The organism is Halodesulfovibrio oceani subsp. galateae, assembly GCF_055397225.1.
In genome coordinates this window covers 188851-206442 of sequence record NZ_AP042453.1, presented here as the reverse complement: position 1 = coordinate 206442, position 17592 = coordinate 188851, and the positions used below count along the sequence as shown (strand labels likewise).

Sequence of the window (17592 nt, the reverse complement as noted above, 5' to 3'; positions counted from 1 at the left end):
TCGATTACTCATGATTTTGCTCAACCATAGAACACAACTTTACAGCGTGCAGTCAAAGGTTGTTCCTTTTATTGCATAGTTTCGGAGAACATCCTTCTCTACGAAAAATATGGGTTGGTCTGTTGAGCAGCAACTGTAGGGATAATTATGCCGGAAAAAACATCACGCACCGGATTTTTCACTCAAGACGCAAGCCATCGCATCGGCTTTCCGTGGAGTAAATCATTCGACTTTGCGGTTCAAAATTTACGCAACCGATTCACCCGCTCTCTCATCACCATGAGCAGCCTTATCCTCGCGGTTGCATTTCTTGCGTTTATTCTGGTCAATCTGAATATCGCGACCGGACTTGTTCAATTCGGTGGAACCCAATTTGCGTCACTCCTCACAGAAATGGGGTTTGATGTTGATACCGCCCTCGGCACTGTCACAACAGGCCCCAAAGAGCGCTGGATAGTCCTTCTCTCTCTTCTCGTATGTACTGTCGGCATCATCAATGCGCAGCTTATGTCCGTTACAGAACGCTTCCGCATTATCGGTATATTCAAGTGCCTTGGTGCACTTGATTCTATTATCCTCAGATTATTCCTTATTGAAGCAGCAATCATCGGTATTATCGGTGCAGCCATCGGAGCAGCCGCAGGAATCGCTTTTGCGTTCCTCAACGGGCTGGTCAATTTCGGTGTGGCATCCTTAATTCTTGTTTCGTTGGCCGATGTCTTTGTCTCATTCCTTATTGCAACAGCTACCGGATTTACGCTGAGTATTATCGGCGTATTGTACCCCGCAATCCTTGCAGCACGCATGGAACCAGTAAAAGCACTTAACGCACAGCACTAGGAACTACGCATGACACGCACGCTCTCACAGTCCAAACGCAACCGTATGCTCACTGCTTTATGGTACCTGTTGCGCAAGCCGCATAAGGCGCTGAAATCTATTTATCGCGATAGGCACGACACGCAATGGTGGCAGCAATACGTTACGAAATCATACGGGCTGGGCCTCGGCCTGCCACAAGTGGATCTTCTTGAGCTTATACCGGAATTTGAAGAAACAATTACGCCGTATGCCATGCTGGAAGCCGCAGCAACGCCTATGGACATTGCCCTGCTGAAAGGACTCGCCCGATCATATGACGACTGTGATTATCTGGAGATAGGCAGATGGCGCGGTGAATCTATTACCAATGTGGCACCGCATACCAACACCTGCTATTCCCTGAGCCTTTCCCCGGCTCAACAGTCACAAGCGGGATTCAGCAATTCCATGATCCGGCAGGATGGATTTTTTATTACACCTGAGCAGTATCCCAATATTACCTGTATAAATTGTGATACACTTTCATTTGATTTTTCAACCCTTACAGAAAAATTTGATCTTATTTTTGTCGACGGTGATCACCACGCAGCAGCAGTCACCAGTGACACTCAAAATATTTTTCCTCTGCTGAAAGACGATGACTCGATGATTGTATGGCATGACTACGCCGATTCACCGGAAAAAGTTCGATGGGCTGTTCTGGCTGGCATTATGGACGGCCTGCCACCGGAAGAGCACCAGAACCTGTATCATGTCTCCAACACTCTTTGCGCCATCTACACACGAAAAAAACTGTCAGCAACGTATCAGGAGTTTGCCATAACTCCGGATAAATTTTTTGAAGTAACCATCCGCGCCCATAAGCTGGAAGCACCGGCAACAGCGCACAGCCAGGGAGAGGCTCGATGGAAGAAAAGCAGATAATTGTCCGAGTTGAAGGCGTTAAAAAGACCTTTAAGATGGGTAAACAACACGTGCATGCACTGCGTGGTGTTAATCTGGAAATCTACTCTGGTGAGTACCTCTCCATCATGGGCTCTTCCGGCAGCGGTAAAACCACGTTGTTCAATATGATCGGCGGGCTGGATAAACCGACTGAAGGAAAAGTCTTTATCGATGAAGTGGATATTTCGCAGTTGGATGCCTATGAACTGGCGTGGCTGCGTAACCGAAAAATCGGGTACATATTCCAGACCTTCAATATTATTCCAACATTGACCGCGTTGGAAAATGTCACCCTGCCTATGACTTTTGCAGGCGTGCATAGTGATGCCGCAACAGAAAAAGGATTAGAGCTGCTTGACCTTGTAGGGCTTGGCTCCCGTCATCAGCATAAACCTCTGGAATTATCCGGCGGCCAGCAGCAGCGAGTCGCCATTGCACGTTCCTTCGCGAATGATCCTGCCATTATTCTTGCGGATGAACCTACAGGTAACCTTGATCAGCGCACCGGTGAAGAAGTCATCGAACTGCTCCGTACCCTGTGCAGAGAACGCGGGGTAACCATCATTACCGCTACACACGATTACAAAATGATCAACGTTTCTGATCGAGTTGTATGGGTCAAAGACGGACGTGTTGATAAAATAGAACACCGCGACGAACTGAATGTTTCTCTTGGAACAATCGGAGAGAAGGAGCGCTAATGAACTCCATCTTTGCCATACCTATCCGCAAGGTCTTATCCTCGTTATGCATAGCTATGCTTTTTGCATCTTGTTTTGTGTTCTGCTTCACCGTTCAAGACAGCTTTGCTAAAAAAAATTCAGACAGTGCCAAACAGTTTAGAAAGACTACCTACGCTCTTTCTTTACTCCATGACAGATTCACAGGATCGCAAGGAGCAAAGGAAGCTGCGCGCTTTATCCATGACCATTTTGAAGCAGACTTTTCGAATCACAAGTCTGTCAAAACCGGCATTCAGTCCTTTCTTCTCCCTGTTACACATTTCAAAATCGGCACTCTTAAACGAGCCGGCATCATAAATCAGCAACCAGTAATACTCCCGCCTCTGCGCCTGAATGCCGTCACTCCGCCAACCACCACAAAGGAAGGCATAACAGGTCACATTATTTACGTTAAAAATGGTGACCTTGTTGAGTTCAATGGCAAAGATGTACAAGGCGCCATTGTCATCATGAATCTGGCATCAGGGAAGAACTGGATCAACGCTGCACAACTTGGCGCATCAGCCCTTATCTACGTAGATGACGGGCATATGACACCACCAACAAAAGCTCTTTTTACTGACAAGTTTGAGCTTACACCTATCGACTTTCCCCGCTTCTGGATTTCACATCAGAAAGCGGTAGAACTTTTTGGCGATCTCGACGCGCTCTATGACCAAACCATGGCGCAGAATCAAGAAATCAAAGTGACTGTCTCTGCCAATGTCCAATGGGTTCAGGCAGAAGGTGAAAACGTATGGGCATTTATTCCCGGAACAGGGGAAGATGCTGATAAAGACTTTATGCTCGTAGAGGCATTCTACGATACGGGCGCATTCGTTCCAGAACACGCCCCGGGAGCAGACGAATCAACTTCCATCGCCACGCTCCTGTCCATTGCTGAACGACTTGGCGATAATCCGCCTGAAGAATCTGTTCTGTTGCTTGCTACATCCGGGCACGCCCAAAGTAATGCGGGAATGCGCTCCTTTGCGTCGCTATTAGCACAATCAGTGGGTGACATAAAAAAACTATCCACAAATCTTGCGCAAAAAGCGTCTGACACACGAGACACCATTGCAATTCTCAACAATCCAAATTTGCTGGATACGCCGCAATCGTTATCCACTTATTCCGCAAGAGAATGTGAGCTGCTTCGGCTCGCGCTCGACTCAGTATCCAAAACGCAAGCAGATATGTACACGCGGGAAGTTTCACGACTGCGCCTTGCCGCAACCGACTCAGAAGAAGATAACAGGCGCATTAAAGAACTCGCAGCAAAGCGGCTGGAGCTTCGTAATCTCCTCTGGTTAAGCTCTAAACAGCAAGCAACACGCCCTATTCCACCAGAAGAACTTACAATATTACGCAGTCTCTTATCGCTCGCCACTGCAGAACAGCAGGAACGGTTCGCCGATCTTGTCATTCGTTTACGCAGTGCTGAAAGCAAACGACTTTTAAAAGAAGCAATTGGCGAACGCACATTGCAAGCAGGTTTCGGGCTCTATCTTTCCACCCACAGTACTGGTGTCGGAGGATTTACCCGAGGTTACTTATATGAATTAAAACCGAGCATTAATCGAACATCATTCTTCGGGCCATTATCAGAAATGGTAACGGAACATGCCAAAACATTACCGAACTATGACGAGCTCTGGCAGGATTCACTGCACCCGACTCCGACAACTCCATGGCAAAGTTACCTTCCAGACAATCCGAAGTTCAGTAGTGAAGTTTTGGCCATTGCCGGCTTCCCGATGATCAGTCTTGCGTCCCTGCACGATTTCCGTCCGTTGTGGGGAACTCCGTACGATATTCTGGACGCCACAGACCAAGAATACGCACTGATTCAAAATGAATTTGTTACGTCACTCATTACGACCATAGCCAACAATCCTCTGCCTGTTATTGACCGTGGCAGAAATGGCTCTGCAACATTGGGCGGCAGCGTAAACTTACAGCGTCAGGGTGAACCTTTTCCGGATAAACCTGCCGTGGGTACACTTATTCTTGCCTATCAAGGACCTACCCGTTTTTATTCCATGGTTAATACAGATGGCAGTTTTGATCTTCCGGGACTCGCCACCTCCCAGTTCACTGTGCACAAAGCTGTCATTGAAGCCTATAAAATAAATCCTGAGACCGGCCTTGCCGTATGGGCAGTGGACAAGCCGACTACCGGTAAAAGCAACTACCGAGTAAAAATGCGCCGCAATAACATGGGGACACAGCTCACCATGTTTGACTGTGCACAAACCACGCTTTTTAACCTGCTTGATGCACGAACACTTGCGTACCTGTATCGAACAGAGATTATTGATGCGCGGACTGAAACCAGCCCGTTACGCTTCTGGTATTCTCGACTGGATACGCGCAGTTCGACACTGGGGACGTTCTTCCTTGAACCGGAAGTACCTTTCAAGCTCACACTTTCGGACACCGTTCTCGGTAAAAAAGTTCTCCTGTTGAATAACACTCCTGAAGACCCGTTGGGTAAGGGGTACCTCATCAGCAAGTGGCCTGTAATTCCGTTTACCGAATACCATGCAGCCAAAGACATGTGGACACTGCTCATTCCGCGTATTGCAAATCTGGAAAGCAAAGGCATTCACAACGAACGTATATCCAGTCTCTTCAGCCAAGCCCAACTGCTGTTAACGCAGGCAGATGAATACTATACGCAAAAAGACTGGGTCGGTTTGCTTAACACATCCCGCGCATCACTTGCGACAGCTTCGCTTGTGTACAACGATATTGAAGGGACCCAACGAGACGTTCTCTCCGGTGTGCTCTTCTACATTGCGCTGTTTGTACCGTTTGCCTACTGTCTTGAACGCCTACTCTTCGGGTATGCTTCCATCTATAAACGAATTCTTGCATTCCTCGGCCTGCTCACAGCCACAATTCTTGTTGTCTATTTTGTACATCCTGCATTCCAGCTCACATATAGCCCGCTCATTGTAATTCTAGCATTTTTCATCATTGGGCTTTCGTTCCTTGTGTCGATGATCATATTCCTCCGCTTTGAGCGAGAGATTAAGAATTTTCAGGAGCAATCGCACAATATACGAGTTTCTGAAGCGAATAAAAGTGCGACCTTTACTGCTGCGATGGCTATCGGAGTAAGTAACTTACGTCGCAGACCGTTGCGTACTGCGTTAACTATTGCAACGCTTACCATTCTGACATTTACCATTATGAACTTTACCTCTACCAAAAGCATCCGTACTGCCGGATGGGTAGAGTTCAGTGACTCTGCTCCATATTACGGGTTACTTCTAAAGAACCCGAACTGGCGTGATATGCCGGTAGAAACACTCCAAATCACCACTGATTTGTTTGGAGCAGAAGGAGTATTATCCCCGCGTGTATGGTTTGAAATCCAAGACAAAACACGCGCCCCGTTCCTGCCTGTGGAATACAACGGCAAGGAATCATCAGCACGCGCACTCATCGGGCTTGCTCCTTCAGAAAGAGACATGAGTACGGTAAGTAAGCATCTTATTTCCGGATCATGGTTTGAGGAAAGCGATCAGCACGCAATTATTCTACCGGAAGAAATTGCAACCCAGCTTGGCATAACCCACATCGGTGCAATTGCTCCTCAAGTTCTATTCTGGGGAATACCTTACACTGTACGTGGCATCATCAAAAACAAAGCGCTGGCTGAAAGTAAAGACCTTGATGGCGAGCCGATCACGCCGATCATTTACCCTAACATTGCCGCTTCCGACCTAAGTGATACTGAGGCCGAAGCACTCAATCGAGGGGAAGATCTCTTACGTTACGAAAGTCGTTACGAACATATAAGCGGCGCACGTACCGTTATTATTCCTGCACGCACGCTTCTATCCGAAGGCGGCTCACTTAAAGCTGTAGCCATTAAAACAGGGAAAGATAAACCGGACGATGTAAACCATGGTCTACTGAATCTCGGCTACCGCTTCGGTATGCTTATATTCAGCGGCACTACTTCTGGTACATATCTGTACTATGCCTCTAATTTCATCAGCTACAGTGGTCTTTCCACTATCCTGATTCCTATCGGCATTGCTGTACTGATTGTACTGAACACCATGATCGGTTCAGTGTATGAGCGACGCGGTGAAATCGGCGTCTACACATCTGTCGGGCTGGCTCCGTCCCACGTGGCATTCCTCTTTGTGGCAGAATCCCTAGCTTTTGCGGTCATCAGCGCAGTGTTCGGTTATCTCATAGCGCAAACGGTGTCCGGCTTTATGTCCGGCACGGAGTTATGGGCAGGGATGACTGCTAACTATTCCTCCACTGCCGGTGTCATGGCTATGTTGCTCATCATAATTGTTGTGCTCATATCCTCCATCTACCCTTCCAGAATTGCATCAGAAATTGCCATTCCTGATGTCACACGGGCATGGAAACTGCCGGAGCCGGAAGGCGATGTTATGCGCATCGAGTTGCCATTCCTTGTACGAAGTTCTGAACAGGCCTTCGCCGGAGGCTTCCTGTACGAGTACTACCATGGACACGCAGACATATCGCATGGGGACTTCTCTACGGAAGACATCACATGCTCTTTCCTGCCGCCGGATGATCTTGTTGAAAAAGGGCTCATACCAGACGCAGTACAGCAGGATGCCGCAGGTGACGCATGCCTTACTTTCGATTTTAAAACTTGGCTTGCCCCGTTTGACTTTGGAGTACGTCAAAATGTGCAGCTCATCATGTGTCCTTCTGAATCACATCACGGCTTCAAAGAAATTCATGTAATCCTGACCCGTGAGGCCGGAGAAAAACGTGTCTGGCAAAACCTGAATAAACCATTCCTGCATGGTCTGCGGAAACAACTTCTTGTATGGCGTTCTATCGAAAAAAGCGCACGCAAAAGCTATGAAGACGACTTTAAAACTGCCTTTGCTGAAACAGGACAAGAGGTTCCGCCTACAGCGATGGAGACCAAAGGAGACAGCGCATGAATACGTTACGACTCCCCGCTCTAGCCTTTGCCATTCTTCTCGGCATACTCATGTGCGCAGCAGGGCCATTCAATACCGCATGGCTTGGCGGTACACCGCTTGGTGGTGGACATTTCCCGCTTGCACCGTTTTTCATTTCATTCTTTTTGTTTATTGGTACAGCAATTATTGCCACATCAACAAACACAAAACCTTTGCTGAATGGTACGGAGCAACTTGTAACATGGCTCTTTATGGTCATCGGTATCGGCATCGGATATTCCGGACTGGCAGAATCATTCTTTCTTAATATTACCGCACCGGTTTATTACCAGACTGGTGGATACAACTGGGTAAAAACACTTACGCCGTACCTGCCTGACTCATGGTATATGAACGACCCTTCCGTGGTGAAGCCGTTGTATGAAGGATTCATCGGCGGACGGAATATGAGCCTCCTTCAAGTTGTTCAACAAATCCCTTGGGTAGCATGGACAGGTGTTCTCACATTGTGGGGACTGTTCATCATGATGGCGTACCTCACTATGCTTTGCCTCGTTAACCTGTTCGGCAGGCAATGGGTAGAAAACGAACGCGTCAACTTTCCTCTCCTACGCGTGCCGCAGTTTTTGAGTGATGCCTTAGACTCCGGAAAAATGCGGGAGTTCCTGACCAATAAATTTCTCCTCTGGGGTATTGGTATTCCAGTATTTATCCACATGATTAACGGACTGAGCTACCATTATCCGTCCATACCTCAACTCCCGATGATCGTGCTTGCCGGACAATATTTCCCAAAATACGGGCTCTTTTCCGGTTTCAACAAACTGCAACTGTTCCTAGTTCCAGCATATATTGGCTTTGCCTTCCTTGCCACGCGGCAAATCGCGTTCAGCTTCTGGTTCTTCTATATCTTCGGTGCACTTTTTATGGGCATCTTATATGTACTGGGATTCAATGTGCCTCAATCTGCCATGGGCATTAACTTCGGACCAAACCTTGCGCGTCCGGCAGAAGCAATGGTCATGGGCTCTACCCTGATATTCTTTTTGTTTATTCTCTGGCTCGCACGTGAGCACTTGGTAAATGTTTTCAAATCAGGCTTACGAAATACAACAGTTCATCAAGGTGAAATTATACCTGCTTCGTGGTCTTTATGGGGCGCAGTTGCCGGTATCGCAGCCATGATGGTCTGGTGCCGATGGTTCGGTATGTCCATTGGTGGCTCTGTGGTAATACCTGTTGTCTTCTTTGTAATCTTACTGGTTATCTCCCGCGTCATCACTCAGGGCGGATTGCCACAGTTTATGCTTACTGCTGCACCTTCCGACGGTGTTACCGGCATACTGGGAACCCGCTTCCTTGGCGCAGCTGGTATTGCCCTTACGGCTGTGATGCAAAAAATGATGTTCCTTGATGTTCAGGAGTCCCTCATGCCGAACCTTGTGCACGGCAACAAGATTTCTGAAAACACAAAAAGCAAACGGCGCTTCTTCCTTGCGCTGACAATTCTTCTCGCCCTGTGTGTCTGCACCGCATTCTGCTCCATGCTCATTCTTGGATACAAAACAGGACTGCGTGATCTTCAACTCGAAGTTCAATCACAGTCCATATTATCCATCTATGAAAATGCAGGCAGGTTAATTGATGCCCCACTGAGTGCCAACTCGTGGACCACATCTTTCGCTATGATTGGTGCTATATTTATGGGTGTTCTTGTCTTCTGTTTCTACAAATTCCCTTGGTGGCCGCTTCATCCATTAGGTTTTATCGCAGCGTACAGCAAAAGTATGCGTATCCTGTGGGTTTGCTTCTTCCTCGGGTGGCTCTGCAATTATCTGGTACTGCATTACGGGGGCACAGCTCTCTATCGAAAAGTTCAGATGGTGTTTGTGGGGCTTGTTATCGGCGACATGCTTATGGGCGGCGTATGGGCTATCGTGAGTCTCTTCTCTGGAATTGTGTATCCAGTATTTCCGGTACTTGGGGGATAGGTCATGTATCAAGATAAAGAATTACAAGAATATCGTGATCTACTTCAGCCGCCTACTCAATTTGAAGAAGGCTTTGACTGGAAAACCATAATCGGTGCTGTCTTCATCGGCTTCTTGATGATGCCGGGCAGCATGTACTTGCAGCTGGTTATTGGTCAAGGGATCGGTCCTGCTGCACGTTGGGTAACCATTATTCTCTTTGCAGAAGTAGCCAAGCGTTCATACACCGAATTAAAACAGCAGGAAGTTTTTCTCCTGTTCTACATGGCAGGTGCTGCGCTTGCATCACCATTTTCCGGTCTTTTATGGAGTCAGTATCTTGTCCAATCGGACGCGGCCAAGATGCTGGGACTTACAGAATTTATTCCAACGTGGATTGCGCCACAACCCGGCTCAGAAGCACTGGCGGACAGAACATTTTTCCATCAGGATTGGCTCATTCCAATTTTGCTTCTAGCGGGCGCGCAGCTTGTTCAGCGTATTGACCATTTTGGTCTGGGCTACGCTCTTTTCCGTCTTACATCTGATGTGGAAAAACTACCGTTCCCAATGGCACCGGTTGGTGCACTAGGTACCATGGCTTTAGCAGAGTCCACTGAAGATCGTAAATCCGGCTGGAAGTGGAGAGTGTTCTCCATAGGCGGGGTCATCGGACTTCTTTTCGGCTTTTTCTATATACTGCTTCCGGCGCTTTCCGGTTTGCTTTTTGAAGAACCCATACGGCTGATCCCGATACCGTGGATCGAGCTGACACGACATACAGAGTCGATTCTCCCTGCGGTTGCTACCGGCTTCCAATTTGACCTGACGCTGGTTTTTGTTGGTATGGTTCTTCCGTTCTGGGCAGTTATCGGTGGTCTTGTAGGTCTGCTTGTAACCATTGCCGCAAACCCTTTCCTCTTCGATGCAGGCATTCTCCATCGTTGGAAACCGGGAATGGAAACTGTTGAAACAGTCTTTGCAAACAACTTCGACTTCTACATGTCTTTCGGTATCGGTCTAGGTCTTGCCATTGCGATTATCGGTATCTGGCAGGTTATCCGTTCTTTCAGTTCGAAAAGCGGAAAGCTGGACTTTTCAAAACTTTTCAAGCCACCTCCGGGGCGTGGTGATATTAACTTCTGGCTTTCAATCGGTATCTACTTCTTCTCAACCATGACCTACATACTCATTTGTCGCTGGTTGGTTCCAAGTTTCCCTTGGGTTTTCTTTCTCATTTACGGATTCATTTATACACCGATTGCATCATACATCAGCGCCCGTATGGAAGGTATTGTCGGACAGTTTGTTTCCCTGCCGTTTGTACGTGAAGCGAGCTTCATCGCTGGAGCTAAGTACTTCGGCTACAACGGGATAGAAATTTGGTATGCCCCGATTCCTTTGCATAACTATGGTGAAGCAACCGTTCAGTTCCGTGAAATCGAACTTACCGGTACAAACTTGCGCGGCATTATTAAAGCTGAGTTTGTAGTGTTCCCGATTGTTATTATTGCCTCACTCATATTCTCCCAGTTCCTCTGGAGACTGGCACCGATACCTTCGGCAAGTTATCCATATGCCCAAAAGATTTGGCATTTGCAGGCACTGAACTCACTTCTCCTGCAATCATCAACGCTTGAAGGGAACTCGCTCTTCTATCAGGCTCTCAGCTACGCCTATGTTGGCTCCGGTGTCGGACTCGGAATCATTCTGTACGCGTTCCTATCCGTATTCGGGCTCCCCATAATGCTGATTTATGGAGTTGTTCGCGGTCTTGGACAATCCACCCCGCACGGCATCATTCTAGAAGTTGTCGGCGCGCTGTTGGGACGCTATTTCTTCCTAAAAAAATACGGGAAGCAATGGAGGCACTACGCGCCAGTTTTACTTGCCGGATTTTCCTGCGGCATGGGGCTCACCGGTATGCTTGCCATGGGTTGCACACTGATTCTAAAGTCCTTAAGCCAACTTGCGTATTAGGGGAGATTTCATTTGTTACCTCCCCATACATTCTAAAATCATAACTTACTAATCTGACACCATAAAAAACAAAAAACCGGAAAATCGGCACACGATTTTCCGGTTTACTTTGTCTAACGCTCTGTTATTGACAGAGCTTAATCAAAACTTACTATAATAGTATTATCTACTAACCACCACCTCGCCTCTTTTGTCCGCATTCGGTACACAGTGCTTCCTTCACAGAATGGCATTCATCCTGTAAATACAAGCACTGTAACCATGTCGACCTTCAGTTACGTATTCGTTCATCATTTCAATACATAACGTGCGATGTGCTTTTGCTTTAAACAAACAATGTTCATTCTGGTTATTTCTGGTTTCTTTTGGTTATACAACGTCATGCAATTTTTCGTACAAAAACTCACGTTGTGTAACACTATGAGCAGGAAATAAAAGCGTTGTTCTCACTCGTACTCACGATACAGTACGACCTTCCTGAATGTTCAGATATAAATCTTCCTGAGGAGATAGCATGGAATTCGATCTTGAATTAGAAACAAAAAGACTTGAACGTAAACTTAAACATATCGCTGGAAAAGGTTTTCTCCCTCAAGCTCTTTTACAAATCGTAAGCAACACCGCTGTGCTTCAACTTGCAAGCCGTGTTAATGTTTCTGTGCAGCCTCTGCGTCCTCAAGTTACACAGGACATGCACATTCAAGGTGCACCGCTTGTAAACAGAGCTACGTTTACGTATGATCCTAAAGAAACTGCTATTCTCTTTGGAAAATTACTGGCAATGCTGGATAAAGCTGAAGAACCGCTGGCATCTTCTGCTGTTAAAATCCGTGAAGCCATTGAAAAACAAGAATTAAGCATTCAGGAAGCATGTGAAGCATTTATTGCAGATGACAACATGTTTTACGCTGACTGGGCTGCCCGTATTCCAGAATCACCGAGCCTCGTACGTTTTCTGGCTCAAGGCAGCCTGACCCCGTCATTACAAGTACAGACAGATCTTTTAAAAGAGCACAGAAGCGACGAAGAACCTTGGCCGCATGGACATTGTCCGCACTGTGGTTCCCAGCCGCTCATCGCTACTTTGAAAGAAAAAGAAGGTTTTAAACACCTCACCTGCTCCTTCTGTCGTCTTGAATACCGTGCAAAACGCTTACAGTGTGCTTTTTGTGGTGAAGAAGGCCACGACAAGCTTGAATACTTCAAAGCTGACGGCGAACCGGGGTATGAAGTACATGTATGTAAAACATGCACCTGTTATATCAAAGTTAGCGATTTCCGCGAATTTGACCGGGTGAGCATCCCAGTCCTTGATGATCTTGAATCTCTCACTCTTGACATTCTAGCACGTAAACAAGGATACGCTCGCCCTACACTCTCAGCATGGGGGTTCTAATGCCAAAAAATGAAACTCGTTGTAGCTGCGAACCGAAACCAATTACGGTTACGCAGTATAAAGACGGCCAATGGGCTGTGCATCCTGACGTCGTAAGTATTGAAGTACCTATCAAGCTGAACTTCAACGGTGAGCAGCACATGCTATGGGCATGGCCGGAGCACCTTGAAGATCTGGTAGCAGGACATGCTCTGCTCGACCTTGGTGGCGGTAGTGTTAAAACTACGGTTGAACAGGTCAGTGAAGGCGAATTTACCGTGACCACTGGTGATGTCATTGAAAACAACCTTGAGCCGGGAAAACTTCACGGTTCAGAAATGCTCGGAGCAATGGCTACCTTTATTGCAGAAGAGGGCCAATGGCATGGCACTGGTTGTTTCCACCGTGCCGGTGTTTACAATGCCAGCACACACGCCATGCTCCACCGCACAGAAGATATCGGACGTCACAACTGCGTTGACCGCCTTGCCGGATGGGCAAGCCGAACAGAAACGCCGTTGTCCGGTCTCGTACTCATGGTCTCTGCCCGCGTAACAGCTAGTCTGTGCGCCAAGGCCATCCGTGCTGGATACAAGTTTATTATCAGCCGCTCAGCCGTAACAAGTGCTTCCATTGCAATGGCAGAAGAACACGATGTTACACTGGTAGGCTTTGCTCGAGATCAAGAAAAACGCTTTACCGTTTTTCACGATTTACAGACTCCGAGGGTTCTTACCTAATGCATAAAGACGGTTCTGATCATCTCACCGGAATCGTTCTTGCTGGTGGATTAAGCTCCCGCATGGGTCATGATAAGACTCGAATTCATGCGCATGGAGATTCCGAACCTGATTTGCTTGTGTATACATGCAAGCTGCTTGAATCAGTGTGCTCAGAGGTCTGGATTTCCAGTAGGGATGTCAGACCGCACGCGGACGGGTATCTCTGGGTTAAAGATGAAATTGAAGGCAAAGGGCCTATAGGCGGTGTAATGACCGCCTTGCGCGCTGCGCAGGGCCCTGTGCTTGTACTTTCATGTGATCTGCCGTTTATGAATCCGGAAATGCTGCAACAGCTTATCGACTTCTGGAAACAGAAGCCTGAAGGAACGTTGCACACAACCTTTTTACAGGCAGAAACAGGCTTCATAGAAGCTCTTGTTTCTATCTATGAACTCGAGGCGCTGCCCCTTTTTGAACGTGCAGTTGATGACGGGATGTATAAGTTGAGTCGCGTTGTTCCTAAAGAACAGCAACACTGTTTGCCATATGTCCAGCAGGAGTCACTACCGTTCTTTAACGTAAACTATCCCGCAGACCTTGAAATGGCCCGCCGGATCATAGCTGCAATATGACACATACCACATTAAGTGCAGAGACAAAGGCGTCCTTAGCTCTTACCGATAATCACGGGCGTACTGTCAATTATCTGCGCGTTTCGATCACTGACCGCTGCAACCTGCGCTGTATGTACTGTTGGTCTGCCGACGGCATGCAGTTCATCCCTCACGAAAACATTATTACCTACGAAGAGATTGCCAGACTCGTCGACCTTTCCGTCGAAATGGGAGTCAGCAAAGTCCGCCTGACCGGAGGCGAGCCTTTTGCCCGACGCAATTTCCTTGATCTTATCGAGATGCTGCTTAAAAAACATCCCGATCTTGATCTGCGTCTTACCACAAACGCAACTCTTATGAATGGCAAGGCGAAAGCATTAGCTGACCTTGGTGTCCGTCACATAAATATCTCTCTGGATACCTTTGAACGTAAAAAGTTCCAAAGTATTACAGGCCGTGACATGCTCCGAAACGTTACACGTTCCATTGATGAATGTTTAGCAAGCGGACTTAAGGTAAAAATCAACACTGTTGCGCTTAAAGGCGTTAACGATGATGAGCTGCCAATCTTCGTCAACTTTGCTAAAAATAATCCGGTAGACGTACGTTTCATCGAATTCATGCCTATGGGAAGCTGTAGCACATGGAACGAAAGTAACTTCTGGTCTGCCGATGACATTTTTGAAGAAGCCAGCAAGCTTGCTGTTCTTACAAAGCTTGAAAAAGGCGAACGACGCTCCGGCCCTGCCAAGCTGTTCGGCATACAAGGCGGCAAAGGACGACTTGGTTTTATTACGCCAATGTCCAACCACTTCTGCTCTTCTTGTAACAGACTGCGCATTACTGCTAACGGTATGCTGCGCACCTGTCTTTTCTCTGACAGTGAGATCGATTTACGCACCATGTTGCGTAATACTTCGATTACTGATGCAGACATAGCCAACGTAATGCGTGAAGCTAATGTTGGTAAGCCCCTTGGGGTTGAATTGCTTAAGGCAAAAAAGCAAAATGAAGTTGCGTTAAAGCGCATGAACGCCATTGGCGGCTAGTTTTACCTAAAACATAGCGGCAAATGCATGCTGCTATGTGCCCCGACCATACCTGAGAATCAAAAGAGTGGATGCAACTATGCATCCACTCTTTTTTATTGGAAAAATAGTAAAAACTTATTTTTACACATGCAACATATTGTAAATGTGGAACTTTACATCACATGAACACTGTTTTTATGTGTAATGCCGCATTGATAAGCTAAAGTATTGCACTTATAACCCGATTTGGATGAATTGCGATCAAGGTAAATGCTGTGCATCAACAGCTGTTACCTCTTTGTATATTCACATTCATAACCCAACACGCCTCGGAGTTATATATGAACTTCAAATCGCTAAAGCTGAAATTACTCGTACAAATTTCTGCTTGCTTCATTGTATTCATTGGACTTCTCCTCGTCATTTCAATCAGTTCTATTCGTGAAGAAGCTATTGATTCTGCACATCTTTTATCAGAAGAAGTGGTACGGGAGCATAAACTATCGATCGAGAAAAATTTTGATAAGGGCTTTACTATCGCCCGAACTCTTTCACAAACCATTGAAGGAATATTCAACGCGAACACACCAAAAAGTCGAGAACAGCTCGTTCAAGTGTTAAAAAATGTTGCTGTAGAAAACCCCGATCTATTCGGAGTTTGGCTGGCGTTTGAGCCGGACGCCTTCGGTGAAGACTCTGCTTATCTGAAAGAGAAAACATTCAGCATGAGTAACGGTCAATTTGCTCCATATTGGAGCCGCTCAGGAGGGAGATTAAGTTTAGCGCCTTGCCCGCCGCTTAATGACTCATGGTACACTTACAGTCGCGATACGCGTGAAGAGTACGCAACTGAAGTCACAAGTTACACAACCTCATCGGGTAGTTCCTACAGTGTTTCAAGTCTCTCTGTTCCGATTATAGTGAACGGAAAAGCCATTGGAGTTGTCGGTGTCGATCTTTCGACCGATTTCCTCAATAACATTGTAGATACGCTGACCGCATACAACGGCAACTGTAACTTAACACTTATAGCTTCAAGCGGTAAGGTTCAGGCTCATACAGGCAAGCCGGACGCATTAGGAACATCAATCGATAGAATCATCCCGAATGGTCGATCATTATTCCAGCGCGCACAGCAAGATGAAGTTGTTCAGATAGAAAACGATGACCTTCTCCGTGTCCTCGTACCGGTTCAACTCGGCAATACAAAAATGAAATGGGTTGCCACCCTGTCGGTAGCTAAAGACGTTGCACTTGCCAGCGCAAATGATCTGACTCTGAAGATGATCCTGCTCGGCCTGCTATGCATCCTCGGTGCACTAGGTGCCACCTTCTACCTTGCCGGTTTTATCTCCCGCCCTATTATTCAAAGCTCTGATGTTATCACTGAAATTGCACAAGGCAATCTATCCGCCCGTTGTCATCCAAAGGGACAAGACGAAATTGCCACAATGCAACACGCCGTAAACGCTATGGCTGAAACACTTCAGGAAAACATTCACGAAATTGAGCGGAACATGAAAGAAGCACGCGCCCGTTCTGAAGAAGCAGAAAGAGCCACAACGCAAGCGAAGTCTGCTGAAGAAAACGCGTTGCAGGCGTACAGTCAGGGACAGGAAGCTGCGAAAGAACTTGATCTGCTTGTGCTGAATCTTACCTCAGCATCATCAGACCTAAGCGTTCAGATCCAGAGCACTTCAGAAGGTGTTAACCAGCAGGATGCACGTAACAGCGAAACAGCTACTGCAATGGAAGAAATGAACAGCACGATTCTAGAAGTTGCCCGAAACGCTTCAGAAGCTGCTTCCAGCGTGGACGTTGTTTTCCATGAAGCAGAGTCCGGACTTGCTGTTGTGGGAGAATCCGTTTCTACGATTCAAAATGTATCCAAACTTTCAGCACATCTTACAAAAGAAATGAGCCAGCTCGGTTCGCAAGTTGAATCCATTGGAGAAATTCTTAATGTGATTAGTGACATTGCAGACCAGACAAACCTGCTTGCACTGAATGCAGCTATTGAAGCCGCACGTGCAGGCGATGCTGGACGCGGATTCGCGGTTGTTGCGGATGAAGTACGTAAGCTGGCTGAAAATACAATGGAAGCAACCGGACGCGTTGGAACCGCCATTCAAAACATTCAAGCTGGAACTCAGCAGAATATTAATGCCATGACCAACACAGCCAATGCAGTAGAAAATGCAACAACATTGGTTACCCAGTCTGGCGAAGCTTTCGAACGGATTGTAGCCAAAATCACCCCTGCCACCGATCAGGTACGTGCCATTGCAACAGCAGCAGAACAACAGTCTTCTGCAAGCGAAGAGATCACACAGGCAATTGAAGAAATCAATCGTATTTCTTCAATGACTACTTCTAAAATGAATGATGCTGAATCTGCCGTACACGATTTGAATTCAGTTTCTGATTCATTAAAAGTAACTATGAATAAATTGTTAACCGTCTAAAATTTTTGC

Annotated in this window: 11 protein-coding genes; all 11 read left to right on the top strand. The window is 46.9% G+C overall.

Annotated features, from left to right (window positions below):
- Positions 1–147: 147 nt before the first annotated feature.
- Positions 148–840 carry an ABC transporter permease gene (locus ACZ5V1_RS00845; RefSeq protein WP_464390172.1) on the top strand — a complete coding sequence of 231 codons (693 nt, stop codon included), beginning with the start codon at positions 148–150 and terminating at the stop codon, positions 838–840.
- A gap of 9 nt (positions 841–849) precedes the next feature.
- Positions 850–1746 carry a class I SAM-dependent methyltransferase gene (locus tag ACZ5V1_RS00840; RefSeq protein ID WP_464390171.1) on the top strand — a complete coding sequence of 299 codons (897 nt, stop codon included), beginning with the start codon at positions 850–852 and terminating at the stop codon, positions 1744–1746.
- The gene (locus tag ACZ5V1_RS00835) at positions 1728–2468 is read left to right on the top strand and encodes an ABC transporter ATP-binding protein (protein ID WP_464385421.1); all 741 of its coding nucleotides are present in this window, start codon (positions 1728–1730) and stop codon (positions 2466–2468) included. The genes ACZ5V1_RS00840 and ACZ5V1_RS00835 overlap by 19 nt, the downstream gene beginning before the upstream one ends.
- The gene (locus ACZ5V1_RS00830) at positions 2468–7444 is read left to right on the top strand and encodes an FtsX-like permease family protein (RefSeq protein WP_464390170.1); all 4977 of its coding nucleotides are present in this window, start codon (positions 2468–2470) and stop codon (positions 7442–7444) included. The genes ACZ5V1_RS00835 and ACZ5V1_RS00830 overlap by 1 nt, the downstream gene beginning before the upstream one ends.
- Entirely contained in the window at positions 7441–9417 is a 1977-nt protein-coding gene (locus ACZ5V1_RS00825; protein ID WP_464390169.1) for a DUF6785 family protein, read from the top strand. Before ACZ5V1_RS00830 ends, ACZ5V1_RS00825 begins: the two co-directional genes overlap by 4 nt.
- A gap of 3 nt (positions 9418–9420) precedes the next feature.
- On the top strand, positions 9421–11376 hold the full coding sequence (locus ACZ5V1_RS00820; RefSeq protein WP_464390168.1) for an OPT family oligopeptide transporter: 1956 nt from the start codon (positions 9421–9423) through the stop codon (positions 11374–11376).
- Positions 11377–11890: 514 nt separating this feature from the next.
- Positions 11891–12772 (top strand): formate dehydrogenase accessory protein FdhE, encoded by an 882-nt coding sequence (locus ACZ5V1_RS00815; RefSeq protein ID WP_464390167.1) that lies wholly within the window; start codon positions 11891–11893, stop codon positions 12770–12772.
- Positions 12772–13491, top strand: a complete 720-nt coding sequence (locus ACZ5V1_RS00810; protein ID WP_464390166.1) for a formate dehydrogenase accessory sulfurtransferase FdhD — start codon at positions 12772–12774, stop codon at positions 13489–13491. The genes ACZ5V1_RS00815 and ACZ5V1_RS00810 overlap by 1 nt, the downstream gene beginning before the upstream one ends.
- A complete protein-coding gene (gene mobA, locus ACZ5V1_RS00805; protein WP_464390165.1) occupies positions 13491–14105 on the top strand; it encodes a molybdenum cofactor guanylyltransferase in 615 nt (204 codons plus the stop codon). Before ACZ5V1_RS00810 ends, mobA begins: the two co-directional genes overlap by 1 nt.
- The gene (gene moaA, locus ACZ5V1_RS00800) at positions 14102–15136 is read left to right on the top strand and encodes a GTP 3',8-cyclase MoaA (RefSeq protein WP_464390164.1); all 1035 of its coding nucleotides are present in this window, start codon (positions 14102–14104) and stop codon (positions 15134–15136) included. The genes mobA and moaA overlap by 4 nt, the downstream gene beginning before the upstream one ends.
- 323 nt (positions 15137–15459) lie before the next feature.
- The gene (locus ACZ5V1_RS00795) at positions 15460–17583 is read left to right on the top strand and encodes a methyl-accepting chemotaxis protein (RefSeq protein ID WP_464390163.1); all 2124 of its coding nucleotides are present in this window, start codon (positions 15460–15462) and stop codon (positions 17581–17583) included.
- Positions 17584–17592 lie beyond the last annotated feature (9 nt).

What these genes read in the sequence shown, in the direction of transcription:
- ACZ5V1_RS00845 (WP_464390172.1), top strand. Translation starts at nt 148, where the DNA reads ATGCCGGAAAAAACATCACGCACCGGATTTTTCACTCAAGACGCAAGC.
- ACZ5V1_RS00840 (WP_464390171.1), top strand. Translation starts at nt 850, where the DNA reads ATGACACGCACGCTCTCACAGTCCAAACGCAACCGTATGCTCACTGCT.
- ACZ5V1_RS00835 (WP_464385421.1), top strand. Translation starts at nt 1,728, where the DNA reads ATGGAAGAAAAGCAGATAATTGTCCGAGTTGAAGGCGTTAAAAAGACC.
- ACZ5V1_RS00830 (WP_464390170.1), top strand. Translation starts at nt 2,468, where the DNA reads ATGAACTCCATCTTTGCCATACCTATCCGCAAGGTCTTATCCTCGTTA.
- ACZ5V1_RS00825 (WP_464390169.1), top strand. Translation starts at nt 7,441, where the DNA reads ATGAATACGTTACGACTCCCCGCTCTAGCCTTTGCCATTCTTCTCGGC.
- ACZ5V1_RS00820 (WP_464390168.1), top strand. Translation starts at nt 9,421, where the DNA reads ATGTATCAAGATAAAGAATTACAAGAATATCGTGATCTACTTCAGCCG.
- ACZ5V1_RS00815 (WP_464390167.1), top strand. Translation starts at nt 11,891, where the DNA reads ATGGAATTCGATCTTGAATTAGAAACAAAAAGACTTGAACGTAAACTT.
- ACZ5V1_RS00810 (WP_464390166.1), top strand. Translation starts at nt 12,772, where the DNA reads ATGCCAAAAAATGAAACTCGTTGTAGCTGCGAACCGAAACCAATTACG.
- mobA (WP_464390165.1), top strand. Translation starts at nt 13,491, where the DNA reads ATGCATAAAGACGGTTCTGATCATCTCACCGGAATCGTTCTTGCTGGT.
- moaA (WP_464390164.1), top strand. Translation starts at nt 14,102, where the DNA reads ATGACACATACCACATTAAGTGCAGAGACAAAGGCGTCCTTAGCTCTT.
- ACZ5V1_RS00795 (WP_464390163.1), top strand. Translation starts at nt 15,460, where the DNA reads ATGAACTTCAAATCGCTAAAGCTGAAATTACTCGTACAAATTTCTGCT.